General features: G+C 66.8%; 16 protein-coding genes. 6 read left to right on the forward strand and 10 right to left on the reverse strand.

The features are described from left to right. Nucleotides 1-91: 91 nt before the first annotated feature. A complete protein-coding gene (locus ABIB58_RS15965; protein ID WP_026108379.1) occupies nucleotides 92-571 on the forward strand; it encodes an Hsp20 family protein in 480 nt (159 codons plus the stop codon). A 49-nt stretch (nucleotides 572-620) separates the two neighbouring features. Here the strand turns inward: ABIB58_RS15965 and ABIB58_RS15970 are convergent, their stop codons facing one another. Further along, the gene (locus tag ABIB58_RS15970) at nucleotides 621-1,094 is read right to left on the reverse strand and encodes an RNA pyrophosphohydrolase (protein ID WP_265151136.1); all 474 of its coding nucleotides are present in this window, start codon (nucleotides 1,092-1,094) and stop codon (nucleotides 621-623) included. A 137-nt stretch (nucleotides 1,095-1,231) separates the two neighbouring features. Next, entirely contained in the window at nucleotides 1,232-2,422 is a 1,191-nt protein-coding gene (locus ABIB58_RS15975; RefSeq protein ID WP_265151135.1) for a divergent polysaccharide deacetylase family protein, read from the reverse strand. A 202-nt stretch (nucleotides 2,423-2,624) separates the two neighbouring features. Between ABIB58_RS15975 and ppc the strand changes: the two genes are divergently transcribed. Then, nucleotides 2,625-5,324, forward strand: coding sequence for a phosphoenolpyruvate carboxylase (gene ppc, locus ABIB58_RS15980; protein ID WP_354042825.1), 2,700 nt, complete (start codon nucleotides 2,625-2,627; stop codon nucleotides 5,322-5,324). Here the strand turns inward: ppc and ABIB58_RS15985 are convergent, their stop codons facing one another. Both ABIB58_RS15985 and ABIB58_RS15990 read right to left on the reverse strand, forming a co-directional pair. Then, complete coding sequence (locus ABIB58_RS15985; protein ID WP_354042828.1) at nucleotides 5,325-6,290, reverse strand: magnesium and cobalt transport protein CorA; 966 nt, start codon at nucleotides 6,288-6,290, stop codon at nucleotides 5,325-5,327. A 138-nt stretch (nucleotides 6,291-6,428) separates the two neighbouring features. After that, nucleotides 6,429-8,627: a M3 family metallopeptidase gene (locus ABIB58_RS15990; protein ID WP_354042832.1), complete on the reverse strand. Its 2,199-nt coding sequence runs from the start codon at nucleotides 8,625-8,627 to the stop codon at nucleotides 6,429-6,431. A gap of 129 nt (nucleotides 8,628-8,756) precedes the next feature. On the opposite strand from ABIB58_RS15990, the gene ABIB58_RS15995 reads away from it, so the two are divergent. Beyond that, the gene (locus tag ABIB58_RS15995) at nucleotides 8,757-9,614 is read left to right on the forward strand and encodes a glutamate racemase (protein ID WP_045809950.1); all 858 of its coding nucleotides are present in this window, start codon (nucleotides 8,757-8,759) and stop codon (nucleotides 9,612-9,614) included. A gap of 4 nt (nucleotides 9,615-9,618) precedes the next feature. Here the strand turns inward: ABIB58_RS15995 and ABIB58_RS16000 are convergent, their stop codons facing one another. The 5 genes from ABIB58_RS16000 to argH all read right to left on the reverse strand — a co-directional run bounded on the left by ABIB58_RS16000 (nucleotide 9,619) and on the right by argH (nucleotide 14,332). Then, on the reverse strand, nucleotides 9,619-10,605 hold the full coding sequence (locus tag ABIB58_RS16000; RefSeq protein ID WP_354042838.1) for a cation diffusion facilitator family transporter: 987 nt from the start codon (nucleotides 10,603-10,605) through the stop codon (nucleotides 9,619-9,621). Between the two features lie 78 nt (nucleotides 10,606-10,683). Then, nucleotides 10,684-11,340 (reverse strand): hypothetical protein, encoded by a 657-nt coding sequence (locus ABIB58_RS16005; RefSeq protein WP_265151126.1) that lies wholly within the window; start codon nucleotides 11,338-11,340, stop codon nucleotides 10,684-10,686. Nucleotides 11,341-11,389: 49 nt separating this feature from the next. Beyond that, nucleotides 11,390-12,664 carry a diaminopimelate decarboxylase gene (gene lysA, locus ABIB58_RS16010; RefSeq protein ID WP_354042843.1) on the reverse strand — a complete coding sequence of 425 codons (1,275 nt, stop codon included), beginning with the start codon at nucleotides 12,662-12,664 and terminating at the stop codon, nucleotides 11,390-11,392. Nucleotide 12,665: 1 nt separating this feature from the next. Next, nucleotides 12,666-12,896: a hypothetical protein gene (locus ABIB58_RS16015; RefSeq protein ID WP_137720625.1), complete on the reverse strand. Its 231-nt coding sequence runs from the start codon at nucleotides 12,894-12,896 to the stop codon at nucleotides 12,666-12,668. Then, nucleotides 12,893-14,332, reverse strand: coding sequence for an argininosuccinate lyase (argH, locus tag ABIB58_RS16020; RefSeq protein WP_372342830.1), 1,440 nt, complete (start codon nucleotides 14,330-14,332; stop codon nucleotides 12,893-12,895). Before argH ends, ABIB58_RS16015 begins: the two co-directional genes overlap by 4 nt. Here argH and ABIB58_RS16025 point away from each other — a divergent pair. Then, the gene (locus tag ABIB58_RS16025) at nucleotides 14,331-14,996 is read left to right on the forward strand and encodes a TlpA family protein disulfide reductase (RefSeq protein WP_265151121.1); all 666 of its coding nucleotides are present in this window, start codon (nucleotides 14,331-14,333) and stop codon (nucleotides 14,994-14,996) included. The two genes, argH and ABIB58_RS16025, sit on opposite strands and share 2 nt — an antisense overlap. 6 nt (nucleotides 14,997-15,002) lie before the next feature. On the opposite strand, the gene ABIB58_RS16030 is transcribed toward ABIB58_RS16025, so the two are convergent. Further along, nucleotides 15,003-15,314, reverse strand: coding sequence for a hypothetical protein (locus tag ABIB58_RS16030; protein ID WP_091750925.1), 312 nt, complete (start codon nucleotides 15,312-15,314; stop codon nucleotides 15,003-15,005). Nucleotides 15,315-15,477: 163 nt separating this feature from the next. On the opposite strand from ABIB58_RS16030, the gene ABIB58_RS16035 reads away from it, so the two are divergent. Beyond that, nucleotides 15,478-15,921 carry a hypothetical protein gene (locus ABIB58_RS16035; protein ID WP_265151118.1) on the forward strand — a complete coding sequence of 148 codons (444 nt, stop codon included), beginning with the start codon at nucleotides 15,478-15,480 and terminating at the stop codon, nucleotides 15,919-15,921. A gap of 77 nt (nucleotides 15,922-15,998) precedes the next feature. Continuing rightward, complete coding sequence (locus tag ABIB58_RS16040; protein WP_265151116.1) at nucleotides 15,999-16,307, forward strand: hypothetical protein; 309 nt, start codon at nucleotides 15,999-16,001, stop codon at nucleotides 16,305-16,307. Nucleotides 16,308-16,514 lie beyond the last annotated feature (207 nt).

The following is a 16,514-nucleotide window of genomic DNA, read 5'->3' on the forward strand; positions in this document are numbered from 1 at the left end:
CGGCGCCGGTTTCGGGTCGTCGATCTGATCTCCTACCGTCCGGGCCAAAACGCCGGGCGGCTCAACCTTGCTGATCCTCAGGAGGATGCTGATGCGTACCTATGATTTCACCCCGCTGTACCGTTCGGCCGTCGGCTTCGACCGTCTGGCCAATCTGCTGGAAAACGCCTCGCGCGCGACCAGCCAGGACACGGGTTATCCCCCCTACAACATCGAGACCACGGGCGAGAACGCCTATCGCATCGAGATCGCCGTCGCCGGCTTCAGCCCCGATGAGCTGAACATCGAGGTGAAGGAAAACCTGCTCACCGTGACCGGCCGCAAGACCGCCAACGATGATACGGCGACGCAGAAGACCTATCTGCATCGCGGTTTGGCCGAGCGCGATTTCGAGCGCCGCTTCCAGCTGGCCGACTATGTCGTCGTCAACGACGCCAATCTGGTCAACGGTCTGCTCTCGATCTCGCTGAAGCGCGAGCTGCCCGAGGCGCTGAAGCCCCGCCGTATCGAAATCGGCGCTGGCCAGCCGCTGATCGAAGGCCAGGCCGAGAAGAAGGCTGAAGCAGCCTAAGCCGTTTCAAGGCGAACTATGAAAGGGCGGCGCTCGCGCCGCCCTTTTTCTATGCCGCCAGGTGCGAGAAGGCGGCGACGACCTGTTCATAGGCCGGCCGTTTGAACGGCACGATCAGGTCGCAAGCGTCCGACAGCAGCCCCCAGCGCCAGGCGTCGAACTCGACCTCGTCGTCGGCCGCCAGATCGATCTCGGCATCGTCGCCGGTGAAGCGGAAGGCGAACCACTGCTGCTTCTGCCCCTTGAAACCGCGCCAGGCCTTGGCGTTGTTCATGGCTTCGGGCGGGAAGTCGTACAGGATCCAGTCTCCCGTCCGCGCCAGCAATTCGATCGAGGTGACGCCGGTTTCCTCATGCAGTTCGCGGCGGGCGGCGGCTTCCAGATCCTCGCCCGCATCGACGCCGCCTTGCGGGAACTGCCAGTTATGCGGGCCGGGCGTGGCGTGCCGCTGGCCGTACCAGACCAGGCCGTCGCGGTTGAACAGCACGACCCCGACATTGGGGCGGTAGGCGTCAATATCCATGAAATCCGCTCATCCCCGCGAAAGCGGGGACCCAGTTTTGGCCGCGAAATCGGCGTCGGTTCAATGTGCAGCCAGGCGTCTCAAGTAATCAAGCACTGGGTCCCCGCTTTCGCGGGGATGAGCGGAGATTTTAAGGTCTAGCGCCCCGGCCGCATCGACATGGACGAGGCCGGCGCCAGTTGCAGGCCGCGCTGTTCCAGACCGGCGGTCCAGCGGGCGGCGGCCTCGACCGTCACCGGATAGCTAAAGCCGGCCCCCAGGGCCGAGCCGCGCAGCTTGGCCTGGGCTTCCAGACCGTTCAGGGCGGCGACGATGGCGGCAGGCGACTGGGTCCGGTCGATGACGCGGTCCGCGCTGGCCCGCGCCCAGGCGCCCGGCCGACGCTGGAACGAGCCGTCGTCCAGGAAGGCGACGCCGCGCTGGCGCAGGACGCTCAGGAAGGCGTTCATGCCGGTGTCCGAGCCGGCGAACCGGTCGCCCAGATAGTTGGTCACGCCGAAATAGCCGGTGGCGCGGCTCAGCAGCCAGTCCATCTTTGCGGTCACATCGTCGGCGCCGCCGTCGGCCAGCAGCGTATAGGGGCCGGGGTCGTTGTCGGGATAGCCGGTCGGCTCCATCGGCATTTCCAGCATGACCTCATGGCCCTGGGCGCGCGCCTGGTCGATCCAGCCCTGCAGATTGTCGGCATAGGGCACGAAGCTGAGGGTGACCTCCGGCGGCAGGCGTTCGATCGCCGCGCGGGTGGTGACGGCGTTCAGGCCCAGCCCGCCGACGATCAGCGACACGCGCGGCTTGCCGTTCGGTCGGAACGGACGGGCATAGGCCTGGGCCGGCACGCGGCCGTCGGGCGCGATCATCGGCAGGGGACCGTTCGATCCGGGTTGCGACAGGCCGGCGATGGGGGCCTTGGCCAACGGAGAGGCGACATGGACCGGCGCCGTGATGGGCGCGCCCTGACCCGAGACGCTGCCGCCGTCCGGCAGGGTGATGACGGCGTCGCCGCCCGCGGTCGGATCGGCGCCGCCCGCCAGATTCTGATACAGCCCCATCGCGCCCATGGAGAAGGCTTCGAAGCCCGTCGGCGCCGGCGCTGGCGCTGCGGCCGCGTCGCGTTCCAGCGCGACATGGGCCGAGGGCGTCCCCGCCTTGGGATCGCCCAGAACCGTCAGGAACAGGGCGCTGGCGCCGAGCAGCAGCAAGCCCGCCAGACCCGCCGCGACCGGCGGCTTCTTCAGGGCGTCGACGACAGGTTTCAGGCTCGGGCCGTCCTTGGCGCGCGGGGCGGTCCCGGCGGTGGCGGCGAGTGCGGATTGGCGTTTGGCGAACATGGGCAAGAGTGGAACCGATCTGGAATCCTACGCCCGCATCATCGCGCGCCGTCGGTTAAGAAACCCTAACGGGCGGTTCACCATGATCGACGCGGTGATTTCTGGGGGCGGCTGTCACGGATCGTGCGTTGACGCGGGCGACTTCGCCCTTCCAGATGCCGACCTCCCCGCGCCGACCCCAAGCCGTCCCAGGATATTTCAGATGATGAGCCCCGCCGCCGACGACGCCCTGCGTGACGAAGTTCGACTGCTGGGCGGCATACTGGGCGACATCATCCGCGACGAGGGCGGGCAGGCCCTGTTCGACCATGTCGAGGCGGTGCGCCAAGCTTCGATCGCCTATCACCGCGACCCGGCCTCGCACCCCGCCAAGCGTCTGGAGAAGCTGCTGACCGCCATGTCGGTCGATCAGGCGGCCGGTCTGGCGCACGGCTTCGCCTTGTTCTCGCTGCTGGCCAATATCGCCGAGGACCGCTCCACCCGCCGCCGCGCCCAGAGCCAGGCCGAGGCCGGCGCACGGCCCGATACGCCCGAAGGCGCGCTGAAGCGTCTGGCCGATCAAGGCGTGGACCGCGAGGCCGTGCGCGCCCTGCTGGATCAGTCGCTGATCTCGCCCGTCCTGACCGCCCACCCGTCCGAGGTCCGGCGCAAGAGCGTCATCGACCGCATCGCCGCCATCACCGACCTGCTGGACGCCTGCGACAAGGCCGGCGACGCCTGCACCCTCGAAGCCATCGCCGAACCGCTTCGCCGCCAGATCGTTATCCTGTGGGCCACGCGTCTGGTCCGCACCCAGGGCCTGGTGGTGCAGGACGAGATCGACACCGTCGTCTCCTTCCTAGACCGCATCTTCCTGCACGTCGCGCCCAAGCAGTTGTCGGCCTGGCGGCGGCTGCTGGACGCGCCCGAGCTGAAACCCTTCATGCGGGTCGGCACCTGGGTCGGCGGCGACCGCGACGGCAATCCGAACGTGGACGCCACGGTGATGGCCGCCGCCTTCAGCACCCAGGCGCGAGCCGTGCTGACCTTCTATCTGGACGAGGTGCACGCCCTCGGCGCCGAACTCAGCCTCGCGGCCGAGCTAGCCCAGGTATCGCCCGCGCTTCAGGCTCTGGCCGACGCCGCCCATGACCCCTCGCCCCACCGCGCCGACGAGCCCTATCGCCGCGCCCTGACCGGTGTCTATGCCCGCCTGGCCGCCACGCACGAGAAGCTGGGCGACGCCCCCCCGCCTCGTCGCCCCGCGGTCCAGGCCGAACCCTATTCTGGCCCTGACGCCTTCGAGGCCGATCTGAAGACGCTTCACGACAGCCTGGTCTCGCACCACGGCGGCGTCTTCGCCGACGACCGGCTCAGCGACCTGATCACGGCGGTCGAGGTGTTCGGCTTCCACATGGCGACCCTGGACATGCGCCAGAACGCCGACGTCCATGAGCGCGTCGTCGCCGACCTGCTGAAGGTCGCCGGCGTCCAGTCCGACTATCTGGCGCTGGACGAAGAAAGCCGCCTGAAGGTGCTGGCCGCCGAACTGGCCTCGTCGCGCCTTCTGTTCAGCCCCTATGCCGACTATGAGCCGGAAACGCTGAAGGAGCGCGCCATCCTTCAGGCGGCGGCAACCGCGCTTGCCGCCTTCGGTCCCCAGGCGATCCGCACCCATATCGTGTCCAAGACGGATGCAGCGTCCGATCTGCTGGAAGTCTATCTGCTGCTCAAGGAGGTCGGTCTCTACCGGCTCGAAGACCCCGCCGCCTGTCCCATCCAGGCCGCGCCCCTGTTCGAGACCATCGAGGACCTTCGCGCCGCGCGCCCCACCCTGGAGCGGCTGCTGCAGGAGCCCTCCGCTCTCGCCGTCGCCAAGGCGCGCGGGGTGCAGGAGGTGATGATCGGCTATTCGGACTCCAACAAGGACGGCTCTTACCTGACCTCGGGCTGGGAGCTGCACGAGGCCTCGCGCGCCCTGGTCGAGGTCACGCAGAAGCACGGGCTGAAGCTGCAACTATTCCACGGGCGCGGCGGCACGGTCGGGCGCGGCGGCGGTTCGTCCTTCGCCGGCGTCCTGGCCCAGCCGGAAGGCACGGTCCAGGGCCGCATCCGCACCACCGAACAGGGCGAGGTCATCGCCAACAAATACGGCGAACCGGAAATCGCGCTTCGCAATCTGGACGCCCTGACCTGCGGCGCCATGCTGGCCTCCTTGGGCAAGGGGACGGATCACGCCTTCACCGCCGAACACGGCGCGACCCTGTCGGACCTGTCGGCGCGTTCGATGGCCGCCTATCGCAAGCTGGTCTATGAGACCGACGGCTTCGTCGACTACTACCGCGCCGCCACCCCCATCGCCGAGATCGCCGATCTGAAGATCGGCTCGCGCCCGTCGTCGCGCACCGCCTCGACGCGGATCGAGGATCTGCGCGCCATTCCGTGGGTGTTCAGCTGGTCACAAAGCCGGGTCATGCTGCCCGGCTGGTTCGGCTTCGGCTCGGCCGTGCAGGGCAAGGACATCGGCGAGCTGAAGGCGATGGCCGAGGCCTGGCCCTTCTTCAAGACGCTGGTCCAGAACATGGAGATGGTCATGGCCAAGTCCGACATGACCATCGCCCGCCGCTACGCCACCCTGGTCCCCGACGCCTCTCTGGCCTCGCGCATCTATGGTGAAATCCGCGAGGAGTGGCAGCGCACCCACGACGCCATCCTGGCCATCACCGGCCATGACGCCCTGCTGGGCGGCCAGCCCGAGCTGGACCGGCTGATCCGGCTGCGCATGCCCTATGTCGAGCCGCTGAACCACGTCCAGATCGAACTGATCCGCCGCCGCCGCGCAGGCGACGACGACCCCCGCGTCCGCGAAGGCATCCTTCTGGCCATCAACGGCGTGGCAGCGGGATTGAGGAACAGCGGCTGACTACAGCCACTTCGTCCGCTTGAACGTCACGTACAGCGCCGCGCAGATGGCCGCGATCACGCCCAGGACCGCATAGTATCCGTATTCCCAGCGCAGCTCGGGCATGTGTTCGAAATTCATGCCGTAGATGCCGGCGATGGCGGTCGGCACGGCCAGGATGGCGGCCCAGGCGGCCAGCTTGCGGGTGATCAGACCCTGACGCTGCTGCTCCAGCAGATTGGCGACCTCGAACACCGACGACAGGATGTCGTTCAATCCCCCCAACCGGCTGTTCACCCGCCGCACGTGGTCGCCCACGTCGCGGAAATAGGGCCGCCCGTCCGGATCGATACAGGGCAGGTCCAGAGACTGCAGCCGCCCCAGCACCTCTTCCATCGGCCCCAAAATGCGACGGAACTTCAGCAGTTCGCGGCGCAGGGTGAAGAGCCGGCGGATTTCCAGGCGTGACAGGAAGGCGTCCAGCGTTCGCTGTTCCATCTCCAGAACGCTGTCCTCGACATCGTCGACGATGGGGGCATAGGCGTCGACGATGAAATCCAGAATGCCGTGCAGGACGAAATCGGGACCCTTCTTCAGCTGCAGGGGCGAGGCTTCCAGTTGTGTGCGCAGATGATTGTGGGCCCGGGCCGAGCCGTGCCGGATGCTGACCACATGGTCGTCGCCGACGAAGACGTGCGTTTCGCCGTAGGCGATACGATCGTCGATCTTCAGAGCCGTGCGCGCCACGACGAACAGCTCGCGCCCATAGACCTCGACCTTGGGCATCTGGTGCGCCGCCAGGGCGTCCTCGACCGCCAGCGGGTGCAGTTTGAACCGTTCGACCAGGATCTCGATCTCTGCGTCCGTGGGATCGTAAAGGCCGATCCAGACGAACTCACCCGGCTCCAGCGCCAGCCCCTCGGGCGTCAGCGGCGCCTCACGCACGCGCTGACCGTCGCGATAGACGTAGGAGGCGACGACGGTCATGCGGGGTTCCGGGATCTGCGCGAGTCTCGACCTGCTCTAGGCCAGGTTTCCGCCAAACGAAACGGCCGGCGGATCGCTCCGCCGGCCGTCAGATTTGCGATTGCGCTCAATCAGCGCAAAGCGCGGTAGCGCCCTTTATCAAGAAACAGGGAAGCCCCGGACCTTCAGCAGGGCCGCTACGTCCGGGTCGCGACCGCGGAAGGCGCGATAGGCTTCGGCGCGGTCCGTGGTGTTGCCGGGCGCCAGCATGATCGACTTGAAGCGGCCGGCGATGTCCGGATTGAACACGTCGCCGGACTCTTCGAAATAGGCCCAGGTGTCGGCGTCCATCGTCTCGGACCACAGATAGCTGTAGTAGCCCGCCGAATAGGCGTCCGACGTGAACAGGTGATTGAACTGCGGCAGGCGGTGCCGCATCACGATCTCCTTGGGCATGCCGATCCGAGCCAGGCTGGCCTTTTCGAACGCGTCGATGTCGGTCGGCGGCACAGCCTGGGTGTGCAGGTCCATGTCCACGATGGCCGAGGACAGATAGCTGACCGTCGCATAGCCCTGGTTGAAGGTGGCGGCGGCCTCGATCTTGTTGACCAGTTCGGCCGGCATGGCCGCGCCCGTCTGATAGTGCTTCAGATAGCCGTCCAGGATCGGACGGCTCAGCACCCAGTGCTCGTGCACCTGCGACGGATATTCCACGAAGTCGCGCGGCGTATTGCCGTACGACGGATAGGTCACCACCGACGACAGATAGTGCAGGGCGTGGCCGAACTCATGGAACAGGGTCTCGGCGTCGTCCAGCGAGATCAGGACCGGCTCGCCCGGCTCCGGCTTGGTGAAGTTGTTGTTGTTCGACGCCAGGATGACCTTGGAGCCGTCCAACTGCGAGAAGGACCGATAGGTGGTCATCCAGGCGCCCGAACGCTTGCCCGGACGGGCGTAGTCGTCGGTGTAGTACAGACCGATCAGGCGGCCGTCGCGGCTCTTGTCATAGACCTCATAGGCCTCGACGTCCGGCTCGAACGTCGGCACCGATCCCTTGGGCAGCTTCTTGAATTGGAAGCCGTACAGGCGCTCGGCCATGGCGAAGGAGCCGGCGCGGACCGCGTTCAGCTCGAAGTAGGGCTTCAGCTGGTTCTGATCCAGGTCGTACTTGGCCTTACGCACCTTCTCGGCGAAGTAGAGGTAGTCCCAAGGCTCGATGTCGAAGCCGGCGATCGCCTTCATGTCGGCGACTTCCTCGGCGACGCGGGCCTTGGCCGGCGCCCAGACGCGGTCCATCAGGGCCTGGGCATTGGCCGGGGTCTTGGCCATCGTGTCCTGCATGCGCAGTTCGGCGTGGTTACGATAGCCCAGCAGCTTGGCGCGTTGGTCGCGCAGCTTCACGATCTCGGCGATGGTCGCGTTGGTGTCGTTGGCGTCGCCGTTGTCGCCGCGATTGACGAACTTCTTCCAGACCTGCTCGCGCAGGGCCCGATCGTCGGCGAAGGTCAGGAAGGGATCGACCGCCGATCGCGTGTTCAGGATCGCCCAACCTTGCAGGTTGCGGCTGCGCGCGGCGCTGGCGGCGGCCGCCTTGTTGGAGTCCGGCAGGCCCCGCACGCCGGCCTCGTTGGGGATCAGCGTCCAGGAATTCTCATCGGCGACGACCTTCTGGCCGAAGCGGGTGAAGGCGTTGGACAGGGCGGTGTTGATCCGGCCCAGTTCGGCCTTGCCGGCCGCGTCCAGATTGGCGCCCGAACGGATGAAGGCGTCGCGGCGACGTTCGGCCAGACGCTTCTGCTGGGCGCTGAGGCCCGCCGCGTCGGCGGTGTCGGCGACGGTTTTGACCCGTTGGAATAGCTTTTCGTTGAAGGTGATCTCGTCAGAAGCCGCGGACAGCAGCGGCGACAGCTCGGTGTCCACCGCGTCATAGGCTTCGCCGCCGATGTTGGAGGTCATCACGCCATAGACATTGGACGCGCGGTCCAGCGGCTCGCCGGCCAGCTCCAGCGCCGCCATGGTATTGGCGAAGGTCGGGGCCTCGGGGTTGTTGGCGATGGCGGCGATGTCGGCGCGTTGCAGTTCGATGCCTTCCAGCATGGCTTCGCGCAGCTTGGCCGGCGTGACCTTGTCGAAGGGCGGAACGCCGTCATACTTCCCGGTCCAGGGCTGCAGCAGCTCGGCGCGCGGCGTCTGGCGGGGCAGGACGGCGCGGGCGATGCGTGCTTCCTCGGCGACGCTGGCGGCGGACGGCGCCGCAGCGGACCCGCCCGAGGTCGCGCCAGTGGAAGCCCCCGTTGAGGCACAGGCCGACAGGGCCATCAGGCTGCCGCCCGCGATGAGAAGCTGGCGTCTATGCATGGAATGCTCCGAAACAAGATCATGGTTGCGATACACTTAGGCGCACGGATCGCCCCCGTCACCTGACGCGGGCATAAACTTGTCGCCAATCCGGTTGGATACGTCGTCGCACTGTTCTAAAGCCGGGCCATGGCTATTGGCGTTTTCGACTCCGGCGTGGGCGGCCTGACCGTCCACCGCGAACTGACCCGACGCTTCCCCCAGCGGGACTTCGTCTATCTGGCCGACCAGGCCCACGCCCCCTATGGCGGGCGCGGCGGCGAAGACATCGTCGAACTGACGAAAACCGGTTGCGAGCGTCTGTTCGATGCCGGCGCCTCCGTCGTCGTCCTGGCCTGCAACACCGCCAGCGCCATTGCGCTTCGCCGCCTGCAACAGACCTGGCTGCCGGGTCTGCGCGAGCGTTTGGGCCGCCCGGTCAACATCCTGGGCATCATCGTCCCGACCATCGAGGCGGCGACGGGCAAGCCCTGGAGCTTCGAGGCCGAGCGCCCGCAGGAAGGCGAAAAGGTCGCCTCCATCGACATCACCGGCGTCTTCTGCACCGCCGCCACGGCCATCAGCCGCGTCTATGAAATCGAGATCGACAAGCGGCGCGAGGACATCGCCGTCTTTTCCGAGCCCTGCCCCGGCCTGGCGGGTCTGATCGAACTGGGCGCGCCGCCGGAGGAGCTGAAGGTGGTGATCGACGACCACGTCGATGCGCTGCGTCGCCGCATCGGCCGCCACCCGGACAAGGCCATCCTGGGCTGCACCCACTATGAGATCGTCGCCGAACTGTTCGCCCAGGCTCTGCCGGCCGGCACCGTTCTGATCGAACAGCCGACGGCGGTGGCGGATGCGCTGGAGCGTTATTTCAAGGCGCACCCCGAATACGATCTGGGCGACAGCGGGCGTCGCGACTTCCTGACCACCGGCCAGGCCGGGCCTCAGTCGGAACTGGTGTCTCAGTTCTGGGGCGCGCCCGTGACGTTCGAACAGGCCTGAGGGCTCAGCAGCCCGGACAATCGGGCAGCGGCTCGGTCTCCAACTGCAATGTCGTGTGGCCGATGGCGTAGCGCTTCGCCACGGCCTGGGCCTCGCAGATCAGGGCCGCCGTGTCGGCGCGGTCGTGGACAAGGTGGGCGGTCAGGGCCGTCTCGGTCGTCGACAATCCCCAGACGTGCAGATCATGCACGGCTCGCACGCCCGGCAGGCCGACCAGCGCCTGTTCCAGAGCCGGCACGTCCACGCCCGTCGGGGCGCCGTCCATGGCCAGATTGACCGAGTCCTTCAGCAGGCCCCAGGTCGACCACAGGATCACGACCACGATCACGAGGCTGACCAGCGGATCGACCACCGACCAGCCGGTTATCATGATCAGCCCGCCAGCCAGCACCACGCCCAGCGACACGCCTGCGTCGGCCATCATGTGCAGATAGGCGCCGCGCGCATTCAGGTCGTGCTGCGACTTCATGAACAGCAGCGCGGTGCCCAGGTTGATGACGAAGCCGATGCCCGCGACCGCCATGATGACGCCCGAGCCGACCGGCGCCGGCTCGCTGAACCGCCGCACGGCCTCGAAGGCAATGGCGCCGCAGGCGAAGATCAGCAGCAGCGCATTGCCCAGCGCCGCCAGAACCGTCGCCTTGCCGAAACCATAGGTCCGCCGACCGCCCGCCGCCCCATGGGCACCGCGTCGCGCCAGCCAGGCCGCGCCGCCCGCCATGGCCAGGCCCAGCACGTCCGACAGATTATGCCCGGCGTCGGCCAACAGGGCGGTCGAATCCGCGATCAGGCCGGCGCCGAACTCGCACGCCACGAACAGCAGATTGACCACCAGGCCGACGGCATAGCGCCAGTCGCCCGTGTCCACCGGGCCGTGGCTATGACCGCCATGACCGTGGCTATGTCCGTGATGGCTGTGAGAATGCCCATGGCCGTGATCCGCATGATCGTGGTCATGCCGGTGGCTGGGGCTGTGGTGCGCGGCGTTCATGGCTCGCCTATACGCCCTCTGGCGAAACAGCCAAGCCGATACATGATAACGCATTGAATGTTATCATGTAATATCGCGTCAGTGTTGGTGCATGGCGACAATGAGGCCAAGACCGATCAGGGCCACGCCAAGCACCGCCCCCTCGTATCGCGCCCATCTCTCCAGCCGCAGGATCGAGGCGCCGGCGCTGGCCAGGGCCGTGAAGACCGCCATGCCGGCGATAGTCCCCGCCGCGAACACCACCGTCAGCAGCGCCAAGGCTCCTAGGCCCGCGGAGGCCGAAGACAGATAGATGGGCAGCAGCACTTCGCCCGGCGAGACCGCCATCATGGCGACCAGACCCAGAAAGGCGGCCTTGTCGGACACGGCCGGCTCTGGCGTCTCGACCGCAGGTCCGCCGGCCATGGCCGGACGCTTCAGGGTCGCGCGCGCCAGATAGAAGGCGCCGAACAGGAACAGCAGCACCGCCGCCAGGTGAGGCAGCACGCCCTCGATCCACTGATCCAGCGCCAGACCCGCCGCCACGATCAGACCACCGACCACCGCCGTCGTGGCGATATGGGCCAGGCCCGCCGTCGTCACCGCCATCAGAATCCGCGACGGTCGCCAGCCTTGCGCCCGCCCGACCAGGGTGAACGGCAGCCAGTGGGTCGGCAGGGCCGCATGCAGGAAGGCCGCAACGAAGCCGCCGCCCAGCAGGGAAAGCATGACGGACTGTTCGGGACCGGGGGACATGACCGGCCCTATAGCGTGTTACTTTATAACGGTCGAGAAGAATCGGCGATCAGAGCCAATCGGCGAACGGCTCGCGGTCTAGCATCTCTTCATAGGTCGGGCGGGGCCGGATCACGGCCCACTGATCGCCATCCACCAGCACCTCGGGGATCAGGGGCCGGCTGTTGTATTCGCTGGACATCACCGCGCCGTAAGCCCCCGCCCCGGTGAAGACGATCAGGTCTTCGGCCTCCAGCGGCGGCAGCGCGCGGTCCCGCGCGAAGGTGTCGCCCGTCTCGCACACCGGCCCGACCACGTCATAGGACGTCGCCCCGCCCCCGCGCGGATTGACCGGCTGGATGTCGTGGAAGGCGTCGTACAGCGCCGGCCGCATCAGGTCGTTCATCGCCGCGTCGAGCACCAGAAAGCGCCGTCCGTCCGAGCGTTCGTTGATCTGTATCACCTGGCTGAGCAGCACGCCGGCGTTGGCGGCCAACAGACGACCCGGCTCGAACGCCGCCTCGACATCCAGCCCGTTCAGAACCCGCGCGGCCATGGCGACATATTCGGCCGGCGACGGCGGCTCGGTCCCGCCCGAATAGGGCACGCCCAGCCCGCCGCCCAAATCCAGCCGGGTCACGGCATGACCCTGCGCCCGCAGTTTGCGCGTCATGTCCGCCAAGACCTCGAAGGCGGCCTTCAGCGGCTCAAGGTCGGTGATCTGGCTGCCAATGTGGCACGCCAGTCCGACGGGCGTGACATGGGGCGAGGCCGAGGCGCGGGCATAGAGATCCATCGCCTCCTCAACCGGCACGCCGAACTTGTCGCCCTTGCCGCCCGTGGTGATCTTGGCGTGGCCGCCCGCTCCCACGTTCGGATTGACCCGAACGGCGATGGCCGGCGACGCATCCATCATGGCCGCGACGGCGATCAGCCGATCCAGCTCGGCGCCGGATTCGACATTGATCTGACGCACGCCGACGCTGATGGCGAAGGCCATTTCCACGTCGGTCTTGCCGACGCCGGAGAAGATGATCCGGTCGGACGGCACGCCGGCCGCAAGAGCCCGGCGGATTTCACCCTCGGACACCGTGTCTGCGCCGGACCCCAGTTTCGCCAGGGTCGCCAACACCGACAGGTTGGAGTTGGCCTTGACCGCAAAGGCGATCAGGGCCTCGCCCAAGGCGTCCCGATGCGCATCTGCGGCGGCGCGCAGCAGGCCGTAATGCCGCTTCAGCGTCGCAGTGGAATAGACATAGGCCGGCGTGCCGACCTCGTCCGCGATCAGCTCCAGCGGCACGCCCTCGGCATGGAGGGCGCCGTCCTTCAGGTCGAAATGGTGCAACTTACCGCGGGTCGTTCTGGGCGGCGCCAGCGCCGATCGGGTTGGACGGGCCGCCGTCGATCGGCACGCTGCTGGACGGACGGTTCAGGGTCGCCGGCTCGGGCAGACCCGGCGCGCGGCTGCTGCGCGGCGCACGCTCGGTCTCGCGCACCGGCGATTCCAGATCGGCCATCCGGCCGCAGGCGGAGGTCAGAAGGGCAAGCGCGCCCGCGACGATGAGTGTCTTCTTCACAGGCGGTCTCTCCAGTCGGCGATGCGCGCACGGACCTGTTCCGGCGCGGTTCCCCCATAGCTTTGGCGGCTTTGGCACGAAGCCTCGGCGGTCAGCACCTTGTAAACCGCTTCGGTGATCCCCGGCTCCAGTTTCTGCATTTCTTCCAGCGGCAGTTGCGACAGATCCACGCCCAACTCCTCGGCTCGCTTGACTGCCGCGCCGGTCACGTGGTGCGCCTTTCGGAACGGCAGGTTCAGTTCGCGCACCAGCCAGTCGGCCAGGTCCGTCGCGGTCGAAAAGCCCGCGCCCGCCGCCTGGGCCATCCGTTCCGTGTTGGGTTGCAGCGCCGACACCATCGCCGTCATCGCGACCAGGGCCAAGTCCAGGGCGTCGAACGCCTCGAACACCGGCGGCTTGTCCTCCTGCATATCCTTGGAATAGGCCAGCGGCAGGCCCTTCATCACCGTGGACAGGGCGACCAGCGAACCCATGATCCGTCCGGTCTTGGCCCGCACCAGTTCGGCGGCGTCGGGATTGCGCTTCTGCGGCATGATCGACGAGCCGGTGGTCAGGTCGTCGGGCAGGCTGGCGAAACCGAACATCGGCGTCATCCACACCACGATCTCCTCGGCCAGGCGCGACAGATGCCCGGCCGTGATCGAGGCGGCCGCCAGGCTTTCCAAAGCGAAATCCCGGTCCGACACCGCATCCAGCGAGTTCGCCATCGGCCGGTCGAAACCCAGATCCGACGCCGTCGCCTGACGATCGATGGGGAAGGGCGAACCGGCCAGGGCCGCCGCCCCCAGCGGGCTTTCGTTCATCCGGACGCGGGCGTCGGCGAACCGCCCCGCATCACGGCCGAACATCTCGACATAGGCCATCAGATGGTGGCCCAGGGTCACGGGCTGGGCCGTCTGCAAATGGGTGAAACCGGGCATCAGGTCGCCGGCATGCTGTTCGGCGCGCGTCAGCAGGGCGGCCTGCAGCGCCTTCAACTGCGCCACCGAGCGATCGCAGGCGTCGCGGACCCACAGGCGGAAATCGACCGCGACCTGATCGTTGCGGCTGCGCGCCGTGTGCAGCCGGCCGGACGGCTCGCCGATCAGTTCATTGAGGCGCGCCTCCACATTCATGTGGATGTCCTCGAACTGATCGCGGAAGGGGAAGGTCCCGGCCTCGATCTCGGACTGGATGGCGTCCAGCCCGCCCAGGATCGCGTCCGCATCGCCCTGCTGGATAATGCCTTGCTTGGCCAGCATGCGGCAGTGAGCTCGCGATCCGGCCAGATCCTGACGCCACAGGCGCTGGTCAACGCCGATGGAGACGTTGATCGCCTGCATGATCTCGGCGGGGCGCGACGAAAAGCGTCCGCCCCACATGTCTTGACCCGCGGGCTTCACCGGCGCAGTCGAACCGCCGGATGGATTGGCGTCGGAAGAAGGTGTTTCGGTCATGAGCGGCTCAAGAAAGGCGATCTGGGCGGTCGTCGGCGCGGTCGTCGTCGTCAGCACCATCGCCGGCGCCGGCGGCATGGCGATGTCGCTATACGCCAATCATCGCCAGAAGGCGCAAGTCGAACAGACCACAACCGCCGCTGCGGCGCCAAAAAGCGATCTGGCGCGCTTCGCGGTCGGATCCCTGGCCGCGCTATCAACCCCGGCCGAGGCGAAGTCGGCGCCCGAATACGCGTTTCGCGATCGCACCGGCACGGCCGTTCGTTTCTCGGCCTTCCACGGCAAGGTCGTGGTCGTAAACCTGTGGGCGATGTGGTGCGCGCCGTGCAAGGCGGAGATGCCCACGCTTCAGGCGCTGGCGAAGGCTTATGAGACGAACGAGGATCTGGTCGTCCTGCCGATCAACGTCGACGCCACGCCCGAAGCCGCAGCCGAGGCGAAACGCTTCTTGGCCGACCACGCGCCCCTGCCCTTCTACAGCGACGCCAAGTTCCAGCTGCCGTTCGAGTTTCCCGGCAAGGGAGCCATGCCGCAGACCATCGTCCTGGATCGTCAGGGCCGCATTCGTGCCGTCATGAGAGGCGAGGCGGACTGGTCCAGCCAGGAAGCGCGCGCCCTGATCGATGCGATCCTGGCGGAGGGCGCAGCGCCGTTCCCCGCCTGATCGATTTTAGTTGTTATTGGCCGGCACACGTTGATCGGTCGCGGGATTGATCGCGCCGGGCTTGCCCTCGGCCGCTGCTTCGGCCTGTTCGTTTTCCAGCTTGTCGGCGACCTTGCCGGCGCCGCTCTCGACCGCCTGCGCCGCCTTCATCGCGCCGCCTTCGATCACTTCCCCGGCCTGAGACGCCACATCGGCCGTCTTGTCGGCGGCAGCCTCGGCATGCGCCTCGGTCTTTTCCTGCTCGGCCTGGGTGCAGGCGGCCGCGCCCAGCGTCATTGCGGCGACGGCCGCCATCAGGGCTTTGGTTCGGATCGTCACGACGAAACTCCGGTCAAGGTTGAAAGCTCGACGGAAACGCAAAATCTTTGCGCAAGTTGCAGCCGAGTTCGAGGCAAGCGGACCCATAGAAGCCCGCATGGGGTTTGGCTCCGAAGGTGGAAGACGAAACAACAATGGATGAGTTCGCAGAGACGATCCGAATGTGATCATTCCGATCGCCAGCACGGTTGCGCGTGTAGAGGAAACCATCATCGTCGAGCGGGAAAGTACGACGGGATTGTGGCTGGTGGCTGTGCTCGGTGCGGTCGTAATCGGCATCGCACTTTGGTTGTTCACCAAGCCCTCCGATCGTGATCCATCCGCAGAGCTTCGCCTGGCCCAGGCCGAAGCCGCAGCCGCAGCCGCCGACGCTCAAGCCACCGCGCAAAGCACCCTCGTCAGAAACAGCGAGGCCGACGCTCGCGACAGTATCGCTCTGGCCCAGGCTCAGGCCATGGCGGCACGAGCGGAAGCTGACAGGGTGATCCAACAAGCTCGCGCAGCACAAGCCCGACCCGCTGAGCCGGTGGTGATTGAACGTCAAACGGTGGTTCGGCCGGCCTCAGGCGGAGACGTGGTGGTCACGTCGACCTCACCTCAACCTTGAGTCTTTCCGCGACGTACTCGTGGATTGCCAGAGCAGGATAGACGTGGGAGCCTGTCTGGTCCGAAAAGGAGACAGCCGTGTTCCCAGTTTCTCTGCTCTTCGCCGCTTCTCTCGCCGCTCAGGCTTCTGGTCAGACGTCGCCGGCTGGCGACATCGCAACGCCTCAGACTGGGCCAGTCGCTCAAACCACGGCGCAGGAACGACCTCGGCGTGTCTGCGAGCGGCGAGCCCTGACGGGTCGCCGGCTTGAGCAGACCATCTGCTACACGCCTGAGCAATATGCCGCTCTGGTCGAGGCCAAGCGCAAGGAGCTTCGTGAAATCCAAAGCCGCGATGCCGTGCAGTACGATCGCTCGATCGTCGGCATCCCGGCCGGACCGCTTTAAACCGACAACTTTTCTCAACATTGTGGAAGTGGTGACTGGAGGCGGGATCACGCACAGACCCACATCGCCAGCAATGCGCATTGCGTGCTGAAGCAGGCCCGATCATAGGGGATGACGTGACCCCCTGAAACTCCTCCAGGAATAGCTAGAGTCCGCCCAACGAAGGACGGACAGAATGAAGCGATCAAGGTTCACGGAAGAGCAAAT

Origin of the sequence: Brevundimonas sp. UYEF29, from assembly GCF_040546195.1 — a bacterium.
Taxonomy (GTDB): Bacteria; Pseudomonadota; Alphaproteobacteria; order Caulobacterales; family Caulobacteraceae; genus Brevundimonas; species Brevundimonas huaxiensis.

What these genes read in the sequence shown, in the direction of transcription:
- ABIB58_RS15990 (WP_354042832.1), bottom strand. Translation starts at nt 8,627, where the DNA reads ATGCATAGACGCCAGCTTCTCATCGCGGGCGGCAGCCTGATGGCCCTG.
- ppc (WP_354042825.1), top strand. Translation starts at nt 2,625, where the DNA reads ATGATGAGCCCCGCCGCCGACGACGCCCTGCGTGACGAAGTTCGACTG.
- ABIB58_RS16000 (WP_354042838.1), bottom strand. Translation starts at nt 10,605, where the DNA reads ATGAACGCCGCGCACCACAGCCCCAGCCACCGGCATGACCACGATCAT.
- argH (WP_372342830.1), bottom strand. Translation starts at nt 14,332, where the DNA reads ATGACCGAAACACCTTCTTCCGACGCCAATCCATCCGGCGGTTCGACT.
- ABIB58_RS15995 (WP_045809950.1), top strand. Translation starts at nt 8,757, where the DNA reads ATGGCTATTGGCGTTTTCGACTCCGGCGTGGGCGGCCTGACCGTCCAC.
- ABIB58_RS15975 (WP_265151135.1), bottom strand. Translation starts at nt 2,422, where the DNA reads ATGTTCGCCAAACGCCAATCCGCACTCGCCGCCACCGCCGGGACCGCC.
- ABIB58_RS16025 (WP_265151121.1), top strand. Translation starts at nt 14,331, where the DNA reads ATGAGCGGCTCAAGAAAGGCGATCTGGGCGGTCGTCGGCGCGGTCGTC.
- ABIB58_RS16005 (WP_265151126.1), bottom strand. Translation starts at nt 11,340, where the DNA reads ATGTCCCCCGGTCCCGAACAGTCCGTCATGCTTTCCCTGCTGGGCGGC.
- ABIB58_RS15965 (WP_026108379.1), top strand. Translation starts at nt 92, where the DNA reads ATGCGTACCTATGATTTCACCCCGCTGTACCGTTCGGCCGTCGGCTTC.
- ABIB58_RS15970 (WP_265151136.1), bottom strand. Translation starts at nt 1,094, where the DNA reads ATGGATATTGACGCCTACCGCCCCAATGTCGGGGTCGTGCTGTTCAAC.
- ABIB58_RS15985 (WP_354042828.1), bottom strand. Translation starts at nt 6,290, where the DNA reads ATGACCGTCGTCGCCTCCTACGTCTATCGCGACGGTCAGCGCGTGCGT.